Origin of the sequence: Pseudomonas extremorientalis (assembly GCF_001870465.1) — a bacterium.
GTDB classification, from domain to species: Bacteria; Pseudomonadota; Gammaproteobacteria; order Pseudomonadales; family Pseudomonadaceae; genus Aquipseudomonas; species Aquipseudomonas extremorientalis.
The window spans coordinates 478925-499531 of the sequence record NZ_MDGK01000017.1 but is presented as its reverse complement, the minus strand read 5'-3'; the positions used below and the strand labels follow the sequence as shown (position 1 = coordinate 499531).

General features: G+C 58.8%; 21 protein-coding genes and 2 pseudogenes. 16 read left to right on the top strand and 7 right to left on the bottom strand.

Translation table 11 applies throughout. The features are described from left to right. From BFN10_RS09850 to BFN10_RS09845, 3 genes and pseudogenes are all read left to right on the top strand, one after another. Positions 1-1065, top strand: a 1065-nt coding sequence (locus tag BFN10_RS09850) for a ribonucleotide-diphosphate reductase subunit beta (protein WP_071489516.1), incomplete at its 5' end; no start/stop codon positions are given. A 62-nt stretch (positions 1066-1127) separates the two neighbouring features. Then, positions 1128-1295: pseudogene (locus tag BFN10_RS30090) on the top strand (HNH endonuclease); the annotation flags it as partial. Positions 1296-1347: 52 nt separating this feature from the next. After that, the gene (locus BFN10_RS09845; protein WP_038846731.1) at positions 1348-1989 is read left to right on the top strand and encodes an HAD-IB family hydrolase; all 642 of its coding nucleotides are present in this window, start codon (positions 1348-1350) and stop codon (positions 1987-1989) included. 40 nt (positions 1990-2029) lie between these two features. On the opposite strand, the gene BFN10_RS09840 is transcribed toward BFN10_RS09845, so the two are convergent. Together BFN10_RS09840 and BFN10_RS09835 are read right to left on the bottom strand one after the other, a co-directional pair. After that, positions 2030-2233, bottom strand: coding sequence for an AbrB/MazE/SpoVT family DNA-binding domain-containing protein (locus tag BFN10_RS09840; RefSeq protein ID WP_071489515.1), 204 nt, complete (start codon positions 2231-2233; stop codon positions 2030-2032). Between the two features lie 188 nt (positions 2234-2421). Continuing rightward, on the bottom strand, positions 2422-3381 hold the full coding sequence (locus BFN10_RS09835; RefSeq protein WP_071489514.1) for a LysR family transcriptional regulator: 960 nt from the start codon (positions 3379-3381) through the stop codon (positions 2422-2424). A 193-nt stretch (positions 3382-3574) separates the two neighbouring features. On the opposite strand from BFN10_RS09835, the gene argH reads away from it, so the two are divergent. The 7 genes from argH to BFN10_RS09800 all read left to right on the top strand — a co-directional run bounded on the left by argH (position 3575) and on the right by BFN10_RS09800 (position 10410). After that, a complete protein-coding gene (gene argH / locus BFN10_RS09830) occupies positions 3575-5002 on the top strand; it encodes an argininosuccinate lyase (protein ID WP_071489513.1) in 1428 nt (475 codons plus the stop codon). Positions 5003-5099: 97 nt separating this feature from the next. Then, positions 5100-5978: an amino acid ABC transporter permease gene (locus tag BFN10_RS09825; protein ID WP_071489512.1), complete on the top strand. Its 879-nt coding sequence runs from the start codon at positions 5100-5102 to the stop codon at positions 5976-5978. A 24-nt stretch (positions 5979-6002) separates the two neighbouring features. After that, on the top strand, positions 6003-6767 hold the full coding sequence (locus BFN10_RS09820; protein ID WP_010208290.1) for an amino acid ABC transporter ATP-binding protein: 765 nt from the start codon (positions 6003-6005) through the stop codon (positions 6765-6767). 25 nt (positions 6768-6792) lie between these two features. Further along, entirely contained in the window at positions 6793-7614 is an 822-nt protein-coding gene (locus BFN10_RS09815) for an ABC transporter substrate-binding protein (protein WP_071489511.1), read from the top strand. Between the two features lie 149 nt (positions 7615-7763). Beyond that, positions 7764-8933 (top strand): MFS transporter, encoded by a 1170-nt coding sequence (locus BFN10_RS09810; RefSeq protein WP_071489510.1) that lies wholly within the window; start codon positions 7764-7766, stop codon positions 8931-8933. A 54-nt stretch (positions 8934-8987) separates the two neighbouring features. After that, positions 8988-9935, top strand: coding sequence for a hypothetical protein (locus tag BFN10_RS09805; RefSeq protein ID WP_071489509.1), 948 nt, complete (start codon positions 8988-8990; stop codon positions 9933-9935). Between the two features lie 94 nt (positions 9936-10029). After that, positions 10030-10410 carry a helix-turn-helix domain-containing protein gene (locus BFN10_RS09800; RefSeq protein WP_071489508.1) on the top strand — a complete coding sequence of 127 codons (381 nt, stop codon included), beginning with the start codon at positions 10030-10032 and terminating at the stop codon, positions 10408-10410. Between the two features lie 158 nt (positions 10411-10568). Here the strand turns inward: BFN10_RS09800 and BFN10_RS09795 are convergent, their stop codons facing one another. The 3 genes from BFN10_RS09795 to BFN10_RS09790 all read right to left on the bottom strand — a co-directional run bounded on the left by BFN10_RS09795 (position 10569) and on the right by BFN10_RS09790 (position 14128). Further along, positions 10569-12107 carry an amidase family protein gene (locus tag BFN10_RS09795; protein ID WP_231999524.1) on the bottom strand — a complete coding sequence of 513 codons (1539 nt, stop codon included), beginning with the start codon at positions 12105-12107 and terminating at the stop codon, positions 10569-10571. Between the two features lie 110 nt (positions 12108-12217). Continuing rightward, a complete protein-coding gene (locus BFN10_RS29720; RefSeq protein ID WP_231999525.1) occupies positions 12218-12694 on the bottom strand; it encodes a hypothetical protein in 477 nt (158 codons plus the stop codon). A gap of 384 nt (positions 12695-13078) precedes the next feature. Next, positions 13079-14128 carry an MBL fold metallo-hydrolase gene (locus BFN10_RS09790; RefSeq protein ID WP_071489507.1) on the bottom strand — a complete coding sequence of 350 codons (1050 nt, stop codon included), beginning with the start codon at positions 14126-14128 and terminating at the stop codon, positions 13079-13081. A 123-nt stretch (positions 14129-14251) separates the two neighbouring features. On the opposite strand from BFN10_RS09790, the gene BFN10_RS09785 reads away from it, so the two are divergent. The 5 genes and pseudogenes from BFN10_RS09785 (at position 14252) to BFN10_RS09770 (ending at position 18305) form a co-directional block, all read left to right on the top strand. Further along, a complete protein-coding gene (locus BFN10_RS09785) occupies positions 14252-14878 on the top strand; it encodes a TetR/AcrR family transcriptional regulator (RefSeq protein ID WP_071489506.1) in 627 nt (208 codons plus the stop codon). A 191-nt stretch (positions 14879-15069) separates the two neighbouring features. Then, the gene (locus BFN10_RS09780) at positions 15070-16128 is read left to right on the top strand and encodes a diguanylate cyclase (protein ID WP_071489505.1); all 1059 of its coding nucleotides are present in this window, start codon (positions 15070-15072) and stop codon (positions 16126-16128) included. 262 nt (positions 16129-16390) lie between these two features. Continuing rightward, a pseudogene (locus tag BFN10_RS30085) lies at positions 16391-17113 on the top strand (PAS domain-containing protein); the annotation flags it as partial. Positions 17114-17230: 117 nt separating this feature from the next. Beyond that, positions 17231-17710, top strand: coding sequence for a methyl-accepting chemotaxis protein (locus tag BFN10_RS30080; RefSeq protein ID WP_371914387.1), 480 nt, complete (start codon positions 17231-17233; stop codon positions 17708-17710). Between the two features lie 76 nt (positions 17711-17786). Beyond that, complete coding sequence (locus BFN10_RS09770) at positions 17787-18305, top strand: DUF1003 domain-containing protein (RefSeq protein WP_058427265.1); 519 nt, start codon at positions 17787-17789, stop codon at positions 18303-18305. Here the strand turns inward: BFN10_RS09770 and BFN10_RS09765 are convergent. After that, positions 18302-19180, bottom strand: a complete 879-nt coding sequence (locus BFN10_RS09765; RefSeq protein WP_071489527.1) for a LysR family transcriptional regulator — start codon at positions 19178-19180, stop codon at positions 18302-18304. The genes BFN10_RS09770 and BFN10_RS09765 overlap by 4 nt on opposite strands. Positions 19181-19260: 80 nt before the next feature. Between BFN10_RS09765 and BFN10_RS09760 the strand changes: the two genes are divergently transcribed. Continuing rightward, the gene (locus tag BFN10_RS09760) at positions 19261-19956 is read left to right on the top strand and encodes a CTP synthase C-terminal region-related (seleno)protein (RefSeq protein WP_173668594.1); all 696 of its coding nucleotides are present in this window, start codon (positions 19261-19263) and stop codon (positions 19954-19956) included. Between the two features lie 169 nt (positions 19957-20125). Here BFN10_RS09760 and BFN10_RS09755 read toward each other — a convergent pair whose 3' ends face one another. After that, on the bottom strand, positions 20126-20449 hold the full coding sequence (locus BFN10_RS09755) for a DUF2025 family protein (RefSeq protein ID WP_071489502.1): 324 nt from the start codon (positions 20447-20449) through the stop codon (positions 20126-20128). Between the last annotated feature and the right edge of the window lie 158 nt (positions 20450-20607).

Here is a 20607-nt window from a genome sequence, read left to right as displayed (position 1 = left end):
GACAAACTCGACGTCGCCGAAGGCCTCGCCGAACTCGAAGGCGCCTCCGCCCGCGTCGCCGTTGACGAAAAGCGCATGATCAACTGCCGCGCCGACCTCAACCAACTCGTGCCGTTCAAGTACGACTGGGCCTGGCAGAAGTACCTCGACGGCTGCGCCAACCACTGGATGCCGCAAGAGGTCAACATGACCGCCGACATCGCCCTGTGGAAAAACCCCGAAGGCCTGACCGACGACGAACGCCGCATCGTCATGCGCAACCTCGGCTTCTTCTCCACCGCCGACTCCCTGGTCGCCAACAACCTGGTGCTGGCCGTGTACCGCCTGATCACCAACCCGGAGTGCCGCCAGTACATCCTGCGCCAGGCCTTCGAAGAAGCGATCCACACCCACGCCTACCAGTACTGCATCGAATCGCTGGCCATGGATGAAGGCGAGATCTTCAACATGTACCACGAGATCCCATCGGTCGCCAAAAAGGCCGCCTGGGGCCTGAAGTACACCCGCTCGATCTCCGATCCGAAGTTCGAAACCGGCACCGTCGAGACCGACAAGGAGCTGCTGCGCAACCTGGTCGCCTACTACTGCGTCCTGGAAGGCATCTTCTTCTACTGCGGCTTCACCCAGATCCTGTCCATGGGCCGTCGCAACAAAATGACCGGCGTCGCCGAGCAGTTCCAGTACATCCTGCGTGACGAGTCGATGCACCTGAACTTCGGTATCGATGTGATCAACCAGATCAAGATCGAAAACCCACACCTGTGGGATGCCGAGATGAAGGAAGAAGCGACCCAGATGATCCTGCAAGGGACTCAACTGGAGATCGAATACGCTCGCGACACTATGCCTCGCGGTGTATTGGGCATGAACGCGGCGATGATGGAGGATTACCTCAAGTTCATTGCTAACCGTCGTCTGTCGCAGATTGGGTTGAAGGAAGAGTACCCAGGTACCACCAACCCATTCCCGTGGATGAGCGAGATCATGGACTTGAAGAAAGAGAAAAACTTCTTCGAGACCCGTGTGATCGAGTACCAGACTGGCGGCGCGCTGAGCTGGGATTGATTCCTGAGCCAAGCAACCCCATGAAGCCCTGACGTGTTCAGGGCTTTTTTGTGCGCGGTGAATTGCCACTTCTTGAAGCACATCAGGCTGACCACCTCGCCCAGAAGGGTTCGGATCGCATCACCAATGCTGTAGCCTTGTGCCCCAATTGCCATCAGCGTTGTCACCGAAGGGCTTTACGCCAAAGTCGGAAGATTGGCACGGGAGTAGACTCCCGCTGTCACAGCTGATGCACACTCAAAAAATACCCGATAGGACCGAGGCCAACCCGTGAACCCAGACATGCTCGAAGCCGGCCCCGCTGACGCCAAAGTACTTTCCGTCTTTGACTTCGACGGCACCCTGACCCACCACGACAGTTTCGTGCCCTTCCTCAAGTTTGCCTTTGGCCCCGGCGAGTTCTACGGCCGGATGGTCAAGCTGGCGGTGCCGGGGCTGCGCTTTCTGGTGCGGCAGATCAGCCGGGATGAGTTGAAGGCACAGTTGATCCGCACCTTTATGACCGGGGTGGAGAAGGCATGGGTGCAACAGAAAGCCGAGGAGTATTGCCAGAAGACCTGGGCGCGGCTGATGCGGCCGACAGGGGTGTTATCGGTGGAGCAGGAGTTGGGCTCCGGGGCGGAGGTCACGCTGTGTTCGGCGTCGCCGGCATTGGTGTTGCAGCCGTTTGCCAATCGGCTGGGGATCAAGTTGATCGGCACGGAGCTTGAGGTGGTCGACGGGGTGTTGACTGGCAAGCTCACCGGGAATAACTGCCGGTGTGAGAACAAGGTGTTGCGGCTTGAGGCGGTGTACGGGGATTTGGGCGAGTATCGGCTGCGGGCCTGGGGCGATACGCGTGGGGATCGGGAGTTGCTGGCGGCGGCGCAGGATGCGCATTTTCGGCATTTTCATGCGAAGAAGAAGCGCAAGCAGCTGCGGTAGTCGCGCACTAGCAAGGGGTGCTAGGGGTTGAAAGATTGAATTACGTTGCCCCGAAATCTCGTTCTTCGAGGGACACACCAATGGGTGTTTCGCTGACGTCGAGTCGCTCCTGAACAATCTGATTCAACTTCAGAACCTCCAATCGATCATCCTCAGACATAAAGTCGTCAGACACTGATTCGCCATGGAGAAAATAGCTGTCCCAGGTGCTTTCCGCTGGGGGGCTGTTTTTTGTTTGAGTCATGAGCATCCCTCCTTTGGGTTGGCTGAAGACAATACAAGCCAGCTTGTTTGTTGCCTAGGCGGAAAATGTATCGATGCGAATGGCAGGTTCGCCAGGGAAACCGATTCGATCCCTTCGCAGCCTCGCTGAAGCTCGACAGCTCCCACATTTGATCTTCGCCGAGCCCAGATCGGTGTTTGGCAGGAGGTCTATGCCGTGGCTTTGAGGTCCACGCCCAACGCCGTCGCAAAGGCTTTTACCATCGGGCTGCGCGGGGCGTTGTGGCGCAGGATCAGGTTGAAGGCGGTGCTCAAGTGCACTTGCTCCGGGCACAATGCCCGTAGGCGCCCTTCTCTTACCAAGGGCGTGGCGTAGTGTTCGGGCAAGAAGCCGAGGAAACGGCCAGTAAGGATCAGGATCGCGACGGCTTCGACTTGTGAGGCCGACGCGGACTGGCTGTCATAGTTGACGAAGTTGGCCTTGTCGCGGTGGATCGCATACCGATGGTTCACCACTTCGTATTGGCGCAAGACATCGGGCGTGAGGTCGTTTGCGTCGAAGAGTGGGTGTCCTACGGCACAGTAAGCGTGGGCCTTTTCCTCATACAGCGGGAAATAGTCGAATTCTTCACGGCGCTGGTACACCGGCACGATGCCGACGATCAAGCGCCCTTCCACCACGCCGCGTTCAACTTCGTCCAATTGTGAGGCATGCAGGCGCAATCTAATCTTTGGCGATTCGCTATGTAATTTCCCCAACGCGGCAATGAGCGGGGAATTAACGTCGGACGCCGTGTTATCAATAACCCCCACACTAAGGTCACCAATAAGCTCGTTCTGCGCCGAACTAAGCTTGTCGCGAAAACTGTCCACCGAGGTAAATAACTCGATGGACGCCTGATACACCAACTTGCCTTCTTCGGTCAGCCCAAACCCTTCGCGACCCCGGGTGCACAGGCGCATGCCGATGCGAATCTCAAGGTCGGAGATCTGTTTGCTGATCGCCGCCAGGCCCACGTTCAGCTCGTTTTGCGCGGCGCTGAAGCCGCCGGCTTCGACCACGGCCATGAACACGCGCAGCAATTTGAAGTCCAGCCCGCTCAACTGCAGGGGCGGTCTTGTGCCGGGTTTGGGTGGCAGGTTTCCAGAATTGGAAAGTGGGGTTTCCATAATACGCGTTGACCTCAAGTGCCATATTCAACAGGCTTCAACCCAATCCTTGAACATAGCCAGGCGGCGATAATGAACATAAACATCCGCCCTTGGCAACCTTGAATACGGCGCGTCAGACGCTGGTTCAGTCTAGTTGAAAACTTATTTTTACTGCCTCCGACTCTTCTAAAAACAAGCGTGAGGAACAACCATGTCCCAGCCCACCGACCGCCTTTGGGGCGCTCGTTTCAAGACCGGCCCGTCTGTTGCATTGGCCGCGTTGTCGCGTTGCCCTGAGCGCTATTTCCGCCTGACACCCTACGACCTGGCCGGCTCCCGTGCCCATGCCCGTGAGTTGCAGCGCGCGGGCTTGCTGGATGAATCGGAAACCCTGCGCACCCTGGCGGCTTTGGACGAGATCGGTGCGGATTTCGCCGCCGGTAACCTGCATCCGACCCAGGATGACGAGGACGTACACACCTTCATCGAACGCGTATTGACCGAGCGCCTTGGTGCCCTGGGCGGAAAATTGCGCGCCGGGCGTTCGCGTAACGATCAGACCGCCAACGATTTGCGCCTTTTCCTACGGGACCATGCGCGCACCATCACCACTGAAGTACTGGGTTTGCAGCAGGCGCTGGTGGATCAGGCCGAGCAGCATATCGAGAGCATTTGCCCCGGCTTCACCCACTTGCAGCAGGCGCAGCCGATTGTGTTCGCCCACCACTTGTTGGCCCATGCCCAATCGATGTTGCGGGATGTACAGCGTTTGGTGGATTGGGATGCGCGCACGGCGTTGTCGCCACTGGGTGCGGCGGCAATGGCCGGTTCGGCGATTGCGCGGCAACCGGAGCATTCGGCCAGGGAAATGGGCTACACCGGGCCGTGCGAAAACTCCATCGACGCGGTGGCCAGCCGTGACCATGTAGCGGAGTTCCTGTTTGTGGCGGGCATGCTCGGGGTGAATATTTCGCGCCTGTCCGAAGAGTTTTGCCTGTGGTCCTCGCGGCAATTTCGCTGGGTGGTGCTGGACGATGCCTACGCTACCGGCAGCTCGATCATGCCGCAGAAAAAGAACCCGGATATTGCCGAATTGGCGCGCGGCAAGGCTGGGCGCTTGATTGGCAACCTGACCGGCTTGATGTCGACGCTCAAGTCATTGCCGCTGTCGTACAACCGCGATTTGAGTGAAGACAAGCACAGCGTGTTGGACAGCGTGGATACATTGCTGCTGGTGTTGCCGGCGATGGCCGGAATGGTTGCGACCATGAAGGTGCAGGTACAAGAGCTGCGGCGTCAGGCGCCGATGGGCTTCACCTTGGCGACTGAGGTGGCGGATTGGTTGGCCACCCGTGGTGTGCCGTTTAAAGAGGCCCACGAGATCACCGGCGCGTTGGTGCAGGCCTGTGAGAAGCATGAGATTGAGTTGTGGGAAGCCTCGCCGGCGATGTTGGCGGAGGTGGATGCACGACTCACACCAGGAGTGCGCGACTGCCTGACCCTGGAAGCGGCGATTGCGGCGCGCAGTGGGTGGGGTGGAACAGCGCCGGAGCGGGTTCGGGAGCAGATTGGGCGGTTGAAGTCCGCATTAGCGACTCAACAGCAGTGGGCAGAGAGTTATCAGGGGTTCCGGATTTAAATCTGCGGTGTTTGGGCTGGCGTCTTCGCAGGCAAGCCAGCTCCCATATTTGGACCGCGTACAGTAGTTAGAGCGTTGTAAGTTTTGGAGATTCACCATGAACCAAACCCCGGCCGAGCGCTTGGCAGCCGAGCGCAAATTGTCCGAGAACCAGTTCGATATCACGCAGTACGAACACGTGCCGCGTCGTTATTACGGACGGATGTTTTTTGCCACCTTGATCGTGATCGTGTTGGCTGCATTGCTGCGTGCCTTCGCCAACGGCCAGATCGAATGGTCCTACATCGGGCAGTTCCTCACGTCTGAGGCCATCCTCTGGGGCCTGGTCAACACCATCGTCATGTCGATCCTGGCCATGGCGCTGGGCGTGGTGATCGGGGTGATCACGGCGATCATGCGTATGTCGGCCAACCCGATCCTGCGCTATGTGGCCATCACCTACACCTGGCTGTTCCGGGGTACGCCGCTGATCCTGCAACTGCTGCTGTGGTTCAACCTGGCGTTGATCTTCCCGGTGATCGCGATTCCCGGCGTGTTCAGCATCGACACCGTCGACCTGATGACGCCGTTCGTGGCTGCCCTGCTGGGCCTGAGTATCAACCAGGGTGCGTACACCGCCGAAGTGGTGCGCGCCGGTTTGCTCTCGGTCGACACCGGCCAGTATGAAGCCGCCAAGTCCATCGGCATGCCGAGCCTGCAAGCACTGCGTAGGATCATTCTGCCGCAGGCCATGCGGGTGATCATTCCGCCTGTAGGCAACGAGTTCATCAGCATGGTGAAAATGACCAGCCTGGCCAGCGTGATCCAGTATTCGGAACTGCTGCACAACGCGCAAAACATCTATTACGCCAACGCCCGGGTCATGGAACTGCTGATTGTGGCCGGCATCTGGTACCTGGCGGTGGTGACTGTTCTTTCATTTGGCCAAAGCCGCCTCGAGCGCCGCTTTGCCCGCGGCGCCGGCAAGCGTTCGTAAGTCTGGGTTGAGGAGAATTGCCCCATGAGAAGCATCGTCAAGGCCGTCAACCTGAACAAGTACTACGACCAGTATCACGCGCTGCGCGACATCAATATCGAGGTCGAGCAAGGCGAAGTGATGTGCATCATCGGCCCGTCCGGCTCGGGTAAAAGCACCCTGCTGCGCTGCGTCAACCAGTTGGAAAAAATCGACAAGGGCGGCCTGTGGGTCGACGGCGAACTGGTGGGTTACCGCGTGGTCGGCAACAAGCTGCATGAGATGAATGAATCGCAGATTGCCCGCCAGCGCCTGGCCACCGGCATGGTGTTCCAGCGTTTCAATTTGTTCCCGCACATGACCGTGCTGCAAAACATCATCGAAGGCCCGTGCCAGGTGCTCAAGCGTTCGCCCAAGGAAGCCATCGAGGACGCCCTGGAGTTGCTGGCCCGCGTCGGCCTGGCGGACAAACGCAATGCCTATCCGGTGGAGTTGTCCGGCGGGCAACAACAGCGTGTGGCGATTGCCCGTGCGCTGGCGATGCGCCCCAAGCTGATGCTGTTTGACGAACCGACGTCAGCCCTCGACCCGGAGCTGGTAGGAGAAGTGCTGTCGGTGATGCGCGACCTGGCCACCACTGGCATGACCATGATCGTGGTCACCCATGAGTTGGGCTTCGCCCGCGAGGTCTCCAACCGCATGGTGTTTATGGATGCCGGCCAGATTGTGGAAGCCGGCAGCCCCGAAGAAATTCTAATAAGCCCACAAAACCCGCGTACCCAAAGCTTTATTTCTGCCGTTCGCACTTAACTAAAAAACAAACGAGAACGCCTCCATGAAGAAAATAGTTATCCCCACGTTGCTCGCAGGCCTGATGGCCTCTTCCGTTGTTTTCGCGGCATTGCCGGCGGCAATCAAGGACAAGGGTGAGATCAGCGCGGCCATCGTGCCGAACTACCCGCCGATGGACTTCAAGGACCCGGCCACCAACAAGATCACCGGCCTGGATTTCGACCTGGGCAACGCCCTCGCCGAGCGCCTGGGCGTGAAGATCAAGTGGCAGGAAACCGGCTTCGAGCAGATGCTCAGCGGCCTGACCACCAAGCGCGTGGACATCGTGTTGTCGGGCATGAGCGACACCGCCGAACGCCAGAAGGCCGTGACCTTCATCGACTACTTCACCAGCGGCCCGCAGTTCTACACCCTGGCCAAGCGCGAAGACCTCAAGGAATTGACTGACCTGTGCGGTAAAAAAGTCGGCACCAGCCGCCGTACCACCTGGCCGTCGGAAATTGCCGCATGGAGCAAGGAAAACTGCGAAGTGGCGGGTAAGCCGGCGATCGTGGTGATCGGCACTGAGGGCTCGGCGGATGCACGGGCGCAGTTGCAACAGAACCGCCTGGACGCGGCGATGCAAGGCAGCGAGACCATTCCTTATCTGATGTCGCTGGATATAGGCAAGTACAAGCCGGTGGGCCTGGCGATTTCCAAGCAGTTCACCGGGCTTGGGATTGAGAAGAGCAATACGGCGTTGGTCACGGCGATCAGTGAAGCGTTGCAGGGCATGATCGATGATGGCACCTACGGCAAGATCCTGAAGAAGTGGGACCTGGAGCAAGGTGCGGTCGAAAAAATCACCATCAACTCCGGCCAATAACTCGATCTGAACAATGTGGGAGGGGGCTTGCTCCCGATAGCGGTCTATCAGCCAAGCATCTGGTGACTGAGCCACCGCCATCGGGGGCAAGCCCCCTCCCACCCTGGATTTTCGTTGTCCACAAAGATAACAAGGACACCCGCCCCACCATGGCCACCTACTCCCTGGTAATCCGCCGCCTGATGATTTGCTCGGTGACCATCGTGGTCAGCCGCGCCATGACCAGCCCGTTGCTGGCCCTGTTGCTGAGTACCCGCCTGGGCCTGAACCAGCAGGACATCGGCTTGCTGATGGGCATCGCGGTGTTTATCGCGACATTGCTGGGCCTGTACGGTGGCTACATCATCGACCGCCTGGAAAAGCGCAAGCTGCTGATCCTGGCCATGCTCTCCAGCTCCATCGGTTTTCTATTGCTGACCTTTGCCAGCAACCTCTACCTCACCACCCTGACCCTGGTCATCACCGAAGCGGCGTCGGCGTTGTTCCTGATTGGCTCAAAAGCCATCATCAGCGAGAACCTGCCGGTGGGCGAGCGTGCCAAGGTGTTTTCCCTGCGCTACACACTGACCAACGTCGGCTACGCCACAGGCCCGATGGTCGGCGTCGTGATTGCCGGCCATATGCAACTGGCACCGTTCCTGATCGCCAGCGCGATCGCCTTTGGCAGCGTGTTCCTGATGATCGGCATCCCGCCCACCCAACGGGATGACAGCAACAAGCCCTTGAGTTTCCTCACCACCCTGCGCACCTTGCGCGACGACCGCACGCTGATTCTATTTACCAGCGGCAGCCTGCTGAGCACCATTGTCCATGGGCGCTACACCTTGTATCTGTCGCAGTTTTTGCTCGTAGCCTACAAACCCGCCGAGGCGCTGAAGATTCTGTCTGCGGTACTGGCCTGCAATGCCATCACTGTGATTTTGATGCAGTACCAGATCGGCCGTTTCCTCAAGCGTGAGCAACTGCGCTATTGGATCGTGCTAGGTACGTTGCTGTTCATTGCCGGGCTTATCGGTTTCAGCCTCGCAAACAGCCTGGTCACCTGGTGTCTGGCAATGTTCGTGTTCACCCTAGGCGAGATGATCATCTACCCCTCCGAGTTCCTGTTTATCGACACTATCGCACCTGATGCGCTGCGCGGCAGTTACTACGGTGCGCAGAACCTGGCGGCATTTGGCGGGGCAATGAGCCCGGTGATTTGCGGCTATCTGCTGATCAATGCCACTCCGGCCAGCATGTTCTATGCGTTGGGGGCACTGACTGCGGTAGGTGGCACCTTGTGTTTCTTGAGTGGACGACGGGTAGCAGGTTCTTGCTGATATTTACCCAGGATCCCGCTATTAATAGCGAAACCTCTCACGGACCCGAGCCCCATGAAATTCGATACGGCCTACAGCCTGAGTCTCGATGACAAGCTGTCGATCTACGACGTACGAGACCTGAATTTCGACGAAACCGCCGACTTCGATTCCGACAAGGATCGCTTCCTGTGCCCCAACGACGAATGCCGGGCAGCGTTTGATACCAGCAATACCCTGAGCACCTTCAACGCCAAAAACGTCAATTACCTGCGCACGCCGCACTTCAAGAACAAGACCGGCACCCAACACATCGATGGCTGCCGCTACGCCAGCAAGCACAAGACCACCGCCGGCGAAAGTGATGACGAGCGTGAGGATAATTTCCCATCGGAATTTGTCCTCACACGCCGCCAGTACGAGCGCAAGCCCCCGTTGGCGGGCACCGAAGGAAGCATGCCACTAGAACCAACGAAGACACCCTCAGACCGCAGCTCCGTTTCCCACGGCGCCAGCGACACCACACCAGACAAAACCAGCGTGTTCGCCCACCCGGTGGAATGCTATGTGTCCAACATCGACGACAAGGACAAGCTCAAGTCCATGCCGTTGAAGATCGGCGACCACACCGCCACCTACTGGACGTTCTTCAAGAAGATCGAATACCTGCAGGACAACAAGGGCCTGATCTACTGGGGCAAGATCAAGGAAATCAAGGACTACACCAGCAGCTTTCGCATCGATTTCGAAAAGAAGGCGTGGCTCGACAAGAAGCCCTACTCGGTCAACGTCTACCTGAGCAAGAAACTCATCGAGAATTACCGCAAGCGCAAGGCTTTCCTGGAGCAGATCAAGGCGGCGGTGGACAGTGAGCGGGCGTTGTACTGCTTCTTCTATGGGGTGACGCCGGAGCTGAAACAGGTGCCGAGCAAGAAAAACCCCGAGCAGACGTTCGGGGTGTTCAGCGCGAATATCGAGAACCTGGATCACCTGATCATTCGCGAGGCGCCAGGGGTGGAATAACGGGTCGTTGAACATCCAGTTGATGAGCGGTCAAAAAAACTGTACAAAAACACAGTATAGTTTGCCCTCCCCCGTCGAATCCTGGAGAAAACCCATGTCCTCTCTGGCAATGAGCTCTTTCGTAGAACAGCAGATCGTCCTGCATCAATTCACCGCCAAACACAGCGTGCAAGCGCGCGCGATGCTGGGCTGGAGCAGGGAACACCTGGCTATTCAGGCCGGCGTGGCGGTCGAAGCGGTTCAACAGTTTGAAAATCAATACGACGTGGGGGATGAAACCCGCCTGGCATTGGCGTTTCGGTTGGAAGCTGAAGGGCTGGTGTTCTTCCCGGGGTTTGCGCCGGGGTGGGGGATGAGTGCGCGCCGCTTTGACACCGCCACAACCGAACACGCGGCGCAAGGGATCATCTCTCGGTTGATCGGCGCAACTTCGTCATCCCTTGACTCACCAACGCCACAACCTAATGGTGTGTAGCGCTTCAGGCCTGCAGTTGCAGTGCCCGGCGCATCAATTTGGGCCCCTGGCCCTGGGGCCAAACCTGTCACATCGCAAACCCGCCTTACGCTACGGTTCGAGTTGATCAAGGGAGGCGGACCTCTGCTGTGCATCTGCCAGCAGAGGTTGAATCAACCTTATGCGAGGTTTGTAGGTTCCCCTATAGTGGCGCCTGTATCAACGGGTACTCGCGAGAAGGGCGTCCCCGGAAGAAAGGCGGGTTCCTTGATCGACGGGGAAGCTTGTTCATAGACATAAGCAGCCGAGAGTAAGGTCGCTTCACTGTTAGCTGTGCCATATAAATAGAGCGCTGTCGGCATACCTTCATCATCCATCCCGGACGGGATGGACATGCCCGGGTAGCCCGCGGCGGCAGCGTAATAATAGTTGTGAGAAAGAAAGTTCGACACCATGGCATCGAGTTTGTGTTTCTTGATGGGATCATCGATGCTTTTCTGGAAAATCGGCACGATATCCTGCCACAACTGATCGCGCCTCTCCTGGGTCACGTTCAGATCGTTGATCATTTCCAGAAACCTCTGGTCAGGCTCTCCTGACTGCGAGTGACGTTTGTTGAAAGCTATCAGTTCCGAGATCGACTTGACCGGCAACCTCTCCCGACCTGCCAGGTAATTTTCCAGTTGTTGTTTGACGTCTCCAAACAACGCTTGATTATAGTCCTTGTAGGTTTGTTCAGTAATGTCTGAATCCAATTGTCCGACCTGAACCAAGATAGCGCCCCTATCCTTCAACACTTCGATTGCAGCCTCATAGTGCTTTTGGTCTGCCCGTTTCGCTGGGTCTTTGGCATCCTCTTCAGATAGTTTAGGCAGCGGTGTGTAGCCAATTCTCTTGCCTTTCAAGGCGTCAGACCCCAGGCCTTCAGAGTAGCGCCTGCTTTCGGTCATTGCGTTGAGTGCCTCTGCCGCATCACGGACATTACGTGTGAAGGTGCCTATCGTATCCATACGTGAACTGGTCATGACACCTTCGGTACTGACCAGTCCAACCGTGGTTTTCAGACCGAAAACACCATTGTAGGCAGCCGGGGTAATGATCGAACCACTGGTTTCCACCCCTAACGCCAGAGGAACATGCCCTTGGGCAACCGCAACAGCAGAACCGGAACTCGACCCAGCCACCTGGCCTCCCAACCGATGTGGGTTGAGCGTCTGGCCACCTCGGGAACTCCACCCATCAACGGGGAATTCAGAGCGGAAGTTGGAAAATTCACTCATGTTGGTTTTACCCACAACCACCGAGCCAGCCTTCAGCAATTTGTCCACGACCTTGGCATTTGCTGTAGCCGGAGCCCCCACCAATGCCTTGGAACCTGCACTTGTCTGCATACGGTCCTTGGTTTCAAAAACGTCTTTCAACGCAACCGGAACACCGTATAGATATCCACAAGAGACGCCTCTGGCACGCTCCTGATCGCGCATTTGCGCCTGCTTGCGGGCATCGGGATTGATTTCTATAAACGCGTTGCCACCTTGCAACCCGCGATCAATATTGGCGATTTGTTTCAGCGAGTCGTTCACCAGCGATTCTGAAGTGGCTTGGCCTTTTGCCATTTCCTCTGACATTTGAAAGGCACTCTTGAAGCCTTGCGGCTGATTCAAAAATGCCTGCAGCACACCGTCTGTTAATCCGCCTGCGATAATCGGTCCGATCATAAACTGCCTCACTACTTGACTGAATGTCAGGCTATCGGTCGATAACCCGACATCAGTCTAAGAAGTCCCCCGTGTACAACCGTTGAGGCTAATCCTGCTCCGGGGTCCGATTATTCACTACTCGATGTAGGCATCCACACGGAATCTTTCAGTAACCGACGATAGAACCGAACCAGTACCAGTAAGCGGTCACCGGCCCAACGGGCACCGTAAAACCACAGTTTCGTCCCGCCCTCAAGCAGCTCGTATACTCCGGGATATCCGCTGGCGCACGCGCCATGAAACGCTGCGCTTTTGCTTTCGGACACAAGGGCATCAAGACTATGCTCACCGACGCGCTCATCGATCTCATTGCGAGTACACGCAACGAATGGGTTGGCCCTGTCACCTCGCAAGGCATCCAGCGCCACCAGTTGCGCGCCCGCCGAGCGCAAGGTATCCAGGGCCTGTAGGAAAGCAGGACTGTGGTCGACGGCCTCGCTTGCACCTGGTCCAACGTAACGGTTGGCAAACCCTATGCGCCAGCCAACCAATACCTGAGTGCGGGTGAAGGGGCTGTTGTTCAGCACGGGAGGGACTTCAGCCATCAGCGGCCCCGAGGGGTCAATACCACTCAATGCGATCAATGACAGCGACGGGTCGCGCGGGGGTTTGAGGGCAAGTCCCGGGGCGTCATACCCCGGGATCGGGACGCCCCCTCGGGTGCCATGAGCCTGGGGATCGACACCGAAAACGATACCATGCGGACTTGTATGCTCTTGGGCTGTCGTTGTCTGGGCTGACGCGTCAGTAAGCGCAGACACCGGTTGCCCCGTCGGACAGGGCAACCCCGCCTGCCAATATTTCTTACACTTGCACTCCATAAAATACGTCCCCCGACACATAAATTTCCGGGGATCATGGCACCGTTGCCTGGCAACTGTCGCAGCTCTGAAACAGCTTGAAAACTCCTTTTTCCATAGCCTCCTCCGTCAGCCTGCGAGGTGTTCCTGTGCCCCCTGGATTTCCACCTCCAGCCACCACGCACCTCCACGCTCTGGCTGATTCAAGCTGAACGCCTGCCCCATCTGCGGCGTAGTGATCGACACGTTGCGCTCCCAGGCCAGGGCCATGATGCGGTCGAACGGCTCATGCCAGGCATGGAACGCCAGGTCGAAAGTGCCGTTGTGAATCGGCAGCAACCAGCGGCCCTTGAGGTCGATATGCGCTTGCAGGGTTTGCTCTGGCTGCATGTGCACATGGGGCCAGTCGACGTTGTAAGCACCTGTTTCCATCAGCGTCAGGTCAAATGGACCGTACTGTTCGCCGATGCGTTTGAAACCGTCGAAGTAACCCGTGTCACCGCTGAAGAAAATCCGCCGAGGTCCATCGATCATCACCCAGGAACACCACAGGGTCTGGTTGGCATCAAACAGACCGCGCCCGGAAAAATGTTGCGCAGGGGTGGCGACAAACCGAACGCCATCCACCTCGGTGCCCTGCCACCAATCCAGCTGGCGCACCTTGCTGCCATCCACGCCCCACTTGACCAGGATGTCGCCCACGCCCAGCGGCGCAAGAAAATAACGGGCCTTGTCGGCCAATTGGACGACAGCCTTGCGGTCAAGGTGGTCATAGTGGTTGTGGGAAAGAATCACTGCCTCCAGGGGCGGCAACTCTTCAAGGCTGATGGGCGGCTGATGGAAGCGCTTGGGGCCGGCCCAACTGAACGGTGAGGCGCGCTCGGCAAATACCGGGTCGGTTACCCAGAATTTACCGCGCATTTTCAGCAACACGGTGGAATGTCCAAGGCGGAATACGCTGTGATCCGGGGCCGCCAGCAATTGCTCGCGCGTCAGCGGTTGTACCGGAATCGGCCCCACCGGCCGCGTGCTGCGGGGTTTGTTGAACAGCATGTTCCAGAAAATGCGCAGGGTCTTGCCGAAGCCACCGTGCTGCACGGGGGCATCGTTGCTGAAGTGCCCTTGGCCTTGCTTGGGCGCTGCTGGCGAAGAATCGACAAGGGACGAGATCGTGGCCATTACCGGGTGACTCCTACGGATCGCTTATAAATTACACTGCACAGTGTAGTTTCAAGATTGCAACAAAACCCGGAGCAAGTAAACTACCGAGTGTAATTTTCCTCCAAGAGCCGAGCCCCACCCATGACTGCCCCTCAACGCCTCACCGACCGTAAACGCGAAGCCATTGTGGCTGCGGCCATCGCCGAATTTCGCGCAAACGGTTTCGAGGTCACCAGCATGGACAAGATCGCCGCCACCGCCGGTGTATCCAAACGCACCGTGTACAATCACTTCCCCAGCAAGGAAGAACTGTTCGCAGAAATTCTTCATCAACTCTGGGCCAGCAGCGTTGCCCAACTTGACGTCAGTTACGCCAGCGACCGCCCATTGCGCGAACAACTGCGCGGATTGCTGGAGGCGAAGATGAAGATGATGTCGGACACCAATTTCCTCGACCTGGCCCGGGTCGCCATCGCCGCCACCATCCATTCGCCGGAACGTGCGCAAGACATGGTCACCCGCCTGAGCCAGCGCGAAGAAGGCTTCACCCAGTGGGTTCGCGCCGCCCAGGCAGACGGCCGGCTCAACTGCACCGACCCGGCCTTCGCCGCCCACCAGATTCAGAGCCTGCTCAAGGCCTTCGCCTTCTGGCCACAGATTACCCTCGGCCAACCCACCCTGGATGCCGCCCACCAGGCCAGCGTGATCGAGTCGGCCATCGACCTGTTCCTCGCCGGCTACGAAGTCACCCTGCCCCGCCAGCCATAAAAACCTGTTGTGTGAGCGACATTCCAGGTCGCTTTTGACGCATTCGCCCTCTGTTTTGCGCAAATGGCCTGGAAGGACACTGATTATTCCCACGCGAATAACTGACAATATTCACAGGCATTATCCGATCAACGGTTGATCCAGCGAACGCGCGCCACCGTATCTGCAAAAAACAGCTGCCCCAGGAATTTATGGAAAACAGACAAGGCAAAGGGCTTTCATTTGCCAAGCGTATCTACAAGCCAAGGATCATCGGCCTTTCTATCGGCTGTATCAGCGTCAGCGGCGCCCTTTACACTCTCGCCATGCCGGGCTGGGTGTGGGCACTCCTGCTGTTCAACGGGTTTGCCTGGGCGCATGTGGCGTATCAACTGTCGGCCCGCTCGCAGTACCCCTACCAGGCAGAACAACGCAACCTGCTATATGACTCGCTGCTCGGCGGCTTCTGGGCCGCCGCCACGCAGTTCACGCCACTGACGGCCGTGACCATTCTGTCGATGATGACCATGAATAACGTCGCCGCCGGAGGCAAGCGCCTGTTCCTGCGTGGCCTGTGCGCACAGGGGCTTGGAATCGGCGTGGCCGGCGCGTTGTTCGGCATCCGGTTCAACCCCGATGTCAGCCTGCTGCAGGTCTACACCTGCCTGCCGATGCTGACGCTCTACCCCATGGCCATCGGCATGGTCTGTTATCAACTGGCAATCAAACTGTCCGAACACAAGCGCGCCCTCAGCGCCCTGAGCCGCACCGACAGCCTCACCGGGCTGCTCAATCACGGTTCCTGGAAAGACCTGCTGCACCTCAAGTTCCACAAGTGCCGGCAGCAGCGGAGCCACGCCACCATTGCCTTGATCGACATCGACCACTTCAAGCAGATCAACGACACCCACGGCCATATCGTCGGCGATGCGGTACTGCGACAGTTGAGCCTGGAGTTGCGGCGCAATCTGCGGGAAAACGACCTGGCCGGTCGTTACGGGGGCGATGAGTTCTGTGTGATTCTTCCGCAAATGCCGCTGGAACAGGCTGCGGAGATCATGGAACGCATGCGCGAAACTTTCAGCAATTACCGCAACCCGCAGATCCCCGAATTGCGGGTCAGCCTGAGCATCGGCCTGGCCGATTTCCAACCCTTCTTCAGCGATGCCGCGATGTGGCTGAATGCAGCGGATCGCGCGCTGTACGCCGCCAAGGACACCGGGCGCAACCGGGTCAATGTCAGCGACGAAGTGATCGCCCATTCCGCCTGAAGTCGTCCTACGACTCCTCGTCTGAAAAGACCAGAAAGCACCCGACAAGAAAGCATAATGCCACCACTGGTCGCCTACCCAAAAAAGGTCCTCCCACACGGGCGAACTTCTTGTCAGGCTGATCACTCTGAACCCGTTGTCCCACCCCCCTCTGTCAGCACAAGGAAGCTGGCAATGAGCAAGTCAACCGTGTGGCGTACGCCTTACGGGGGCAGGCGCATATCCAAGGAAACCCCAGAGTCTGCTTGCCCGAGCACCGCACATGCTATTCAACACACATAAAAGAACCATCAGCACCCAGCAACACACCATCGCCCAACAGGCCAGCCTGCTGGACGCTATCGAGCGCTCCATGGCGGTGATCGAATTCGACCTGTCCGGCAATGTGCTGCGCGCCAATGCCAATTTCCTGCAGGCCATGGGCTACCGCGCCGAGCAGGTAGAGGGCCAGTCCCATCGAATGTTCTGTACCCCGGCCTTCGCCCGTAGCCCCGAGTACAGCCAACTGTGGTCAAACCTGCGTAATGGCCAATTCCAGTCCGGCACCTTTGAACGGGTGGCCGGGGATGGCCAGTCGGTGTGGCTGGAAGCCAGCTACAACCCGGTGCGTGATGACACGGGCCAGGTGACCAAAGTGGTGAAGTACGCGATGGACGTCACCCCGCGCCTGCAGGCCGAAAGCGAAGCCAATGCCAAACTGGATGCCATTGGCCGCGCCATGGCGGTGATCGAGTTCAAGCTCGACGGCACCATCATCACCGCCAACGCCAACTTCCTGCAGCGCATGGGTTACACCCTGGCGCAGATCCAGGGCCAGCATCACCGGATGTTCTGCAGCGCGGCACTGGCCAGCAGCTCAACCTACAGCGACTTCTGGAAACGCCTGAACCAGGGGGAAATGTTCAGCGGCCAGTTCGAGCGGGTGGATAAAAACGGCCAGGTCGTGTGGCTCGAAGCCAACTACAACCCGGTGTACGACGCCAGCGGGCGGCTGTGCAAAGTGGTGAAGTTCGCCTCGGACATCACCGCCCGCGTGCAACAGCATGCGGCAGATGCGCAGAGTGCGGCGCAGGCCTATCACCTGTCCTTGAGCACTCAGGACATGGCAGAAAAAGGTGCCGAGGTGATTCAGAAAACAGCCAACGGCATGCGCGAAATTTCTGCCGACATCGACGGTTCCTCACAACTGATCGCCAAGCTCGGTGATCGCTCGCAACAGATCACTGCCATCGTCAACACCATTCGCGGTATCGCCGACCAGACCAACCTGCTGGCTCTCAACGCCGCCATCGAGGCCGCGCGTGCGGGTGAACAAGGCCGTGGTTTCGCCGTGGTAGCCGACGAAGTCCGGCAACTGGCGGCGCGCACCAGCGGCTCCACCACGGAAATTTCCAGCATGATCGCGATGATTCAGGCTGAAACTCGACAAGCCATCGACAGCATGGACGCCACCCGCGACCGCGCCGCCCAAGGCGTTGAAATGGCCAACCAGGCTGGCACAGTTATCCTGCAGATTCGCCAAGGCACCAGCGAAGCGGTGCAGGCGGTGAGTGCATTCGCCAACGAGCGTGGCGGCAACTGACCCGATCTTCATACGGAGTGCCGGGGGCTCGGTCTATAGTGCTGGTTGTTCTTCAAGCATGAGATCCGAGCCCGCCATGACCCCAGAAAAGCCCGAAGCCACCCCCGTCGACCACCTGCGCTTCCACCGCCCCCACGCCCACCTGGCGCCGACCTTCGGCAACGACACCTTTGCCCTCAAGGCCGAAGCCTTCGCGCGCTTCTTCGGTACGCCGACCTTCCTTGGCGCACAAACCGCCATCGTGGTGTTGTGGGTGGTACTGAACATGACCGGCATCACGCATTTCGATGTGTACCCGTTCATCCTGCTCAACCTGGCGTTCAGCCTGCAATCGGCCTACGCCGCGCCGCTGATCCTGCTGGCCCAGACCCGCCAGGCCGCACGCGACAAGGCGCAGTCCGATGCAGATGCGCAGCACCGTGAAGCCCTGGCGATCGCCAATACCGAGCGCCAGGCCCAGGCGGCGCAGACCACCAAACAGTTACTGGAACTGCTGGAGCAAAACACCCGGCTCACGGAAATGACCAAACAACTGACTGAGCACATTGAAAGCCTGACCTGCGAAATGCATGAGCATTTTGTGCGAAAAACCTAAGGCAATCGCACCTGCCGTCCCAGCTCATCGAACAGGGTCACCACCGAGCGCAACGCTCGGCAGTCCGGGCGCGTGAGCAGCCACAACGCGGTGTCATGCCCTGCCAACGCGGGGCCGAGCGATTGCAGGCCGTCCCCCAATAGAAAGTCCGGCAAGGCTGCCACCCCCAACCCTGCCCGTACCAGCTCGGTGACCGACAACATGCTGTTGCAGCGATAACTGGGACGCACACCGGGCAGATGCTCGCGACGCCAGGCGACCGTGGGGTGGTCGGGCAGGAAGTCATCCGGGGCGATCCATGGCAGGTCGGCCAACTCGCGGCCGGCATGCTGACGAGCAAAATCCGCGCTGGCGCACACCTGATAAGCCACGTTGCCCAGGCGTCGGCCGACCAGATGTTCCGGCGGCGTGCGGGTCAGGCGCAGGGCGATATCCGCGTCACGGCGGCTGAGGTTGGCGAAGTCATTCGAGGTGCTCAGTTCCAGGGTCAATGCCGGGTAGTGCGGCATGAACTGCGCCAGGGCCGGCAACAGCAGACCTTGCAGTACGGAGTCGGTACAGGTCAGGCGCACCGTGCCGCTGATCACCTCACCGCCCTGCTCCACGCCAATGCGCGCCGCCTCCAGCGCTTGTTCGGCACGCTCGGCCTGCTGCGCCAGGTTGCTCGCCAGGCTGGTGGGCAGGTAGCCGGTGCGGCTTTTTTCAAACAATGTCTGGCCCAGCGCCGCCTCCAGGCGCCGCACCGCGCGGAACACCGTGGACACGTCCACCCGCAACAACGCGGCCGCCCGTGCGAGCGTACCGCCACGCACCAGCGCGAGGATCAGCGACAAATCAGGGTAATCGAGTGAATAGTGCGTAGCTGCATTGAACATATGGGCAAACGCCAATATTGATTGCGTGAACGCCAATCTATAGTGCGCTCCAGGACACCACAAGCCATGGGATGTACACCATGAAAACCACACCTCTGCACCTTGCCCTGATCGGCGATTACAACCCCGATGTCATCGCCCACCAAGCCATTCCCGTGGCCTTGCAACAGGCATCCGAGACCCTGGGGCTGAGCGTGCATGTCCACTGGCTCGACACCGATGCCCTGCCCCAGTCACTGCACGCTTTCGATGGTTTCTGGTGCGTCCCCGCCAGCCCCTACCGCGACACCGATGGCGCACTGCGGGCGATCCGTTTTGCCCGCGAGCAACGCCGGCCGTTCCTCGGCACCTGCGGCGGTTTTCAGCACACGGTGCTGGAATATGCGCGCAACGTACTGGGCTGGAAGGATGCCGAGCACGGCGAACTGGCGCCGCACGCCAGGCGCGCCGTGATCGCGCCACTGAGTTGTGCGCTGGTGGAAGCCACCGACACTGTGCGCCTGGTGTCCTACACGCGTATTGCAGAAGCCTACGGCACTCTTGATGTGCAGGAAGGCTATCGTTGCCGCTACGGCGTGAACCCTGAGTTTCTCGACGCACTGCTGGAAGGCGACCTGATCCCCAGCGGCCATGACTCGGCAGGTGATCTGCGAGCCGTGGAGCTGCTCGACCACCCGTTCTTCGTCGCCACCCTGTTCCAACCCGAACGCGCCGCGCTGAAAGGCATCACCCCACCCCTGGCGATTGCCCTGCTCAAGGCTTGCCAGCAAGCATGATCAAGAGGCTCGTTGTGGTGAGCAGGCTTGCCCTGCGTTGGGGCGCGAAGCGGCCCTCAAACCAGCCGCTGCGGTTTTCCTGAAAGGACATTGCGATCTTGATGGGGCTGCTGCGCAGCCCAACGCAGGACGAGCCTGCTCACCACATGCAAGCCTGCTCACCACAGGATCAGCTTACAAGACTGCGCAACGCACTGATCTGCGGAACCTCCACCCGCCGCATATACACCCGCAACGGTTCAGTGATGTTGATACGGTCGTCGATGTTCTGGTCCAGCAGCAACTGGATGCGCTCGCGGGACAGGGTCATGGTCTGCTCCGGGGCCGGCAGCCAGACGAATTCGGCGGTGGGAATGATGCCGTCATCGGCCACGTCCATGCCGAAGGCGTCTTCGCTGAAACGCACGATGTACTGGCCGGTCTTGCGGTTGAGGCCAACAAAACCACGGAGTTGGTCGGCGGCCTGGCAGATAAGCTCGGAGGTGATGCGCATGGTAAACCTCACTGAAAAGTCCCACAGGGACTGGAAAGATGGTTTACACGCGTGGCACAAAGTACCGCCCTCTAACGGGGCAGCTTCGGGCAAGAGTACTGCAATGCCTGCAAAAAAAACGCAGAAAATCGAGGCGTGCACACGTTAATGTCGGTTTG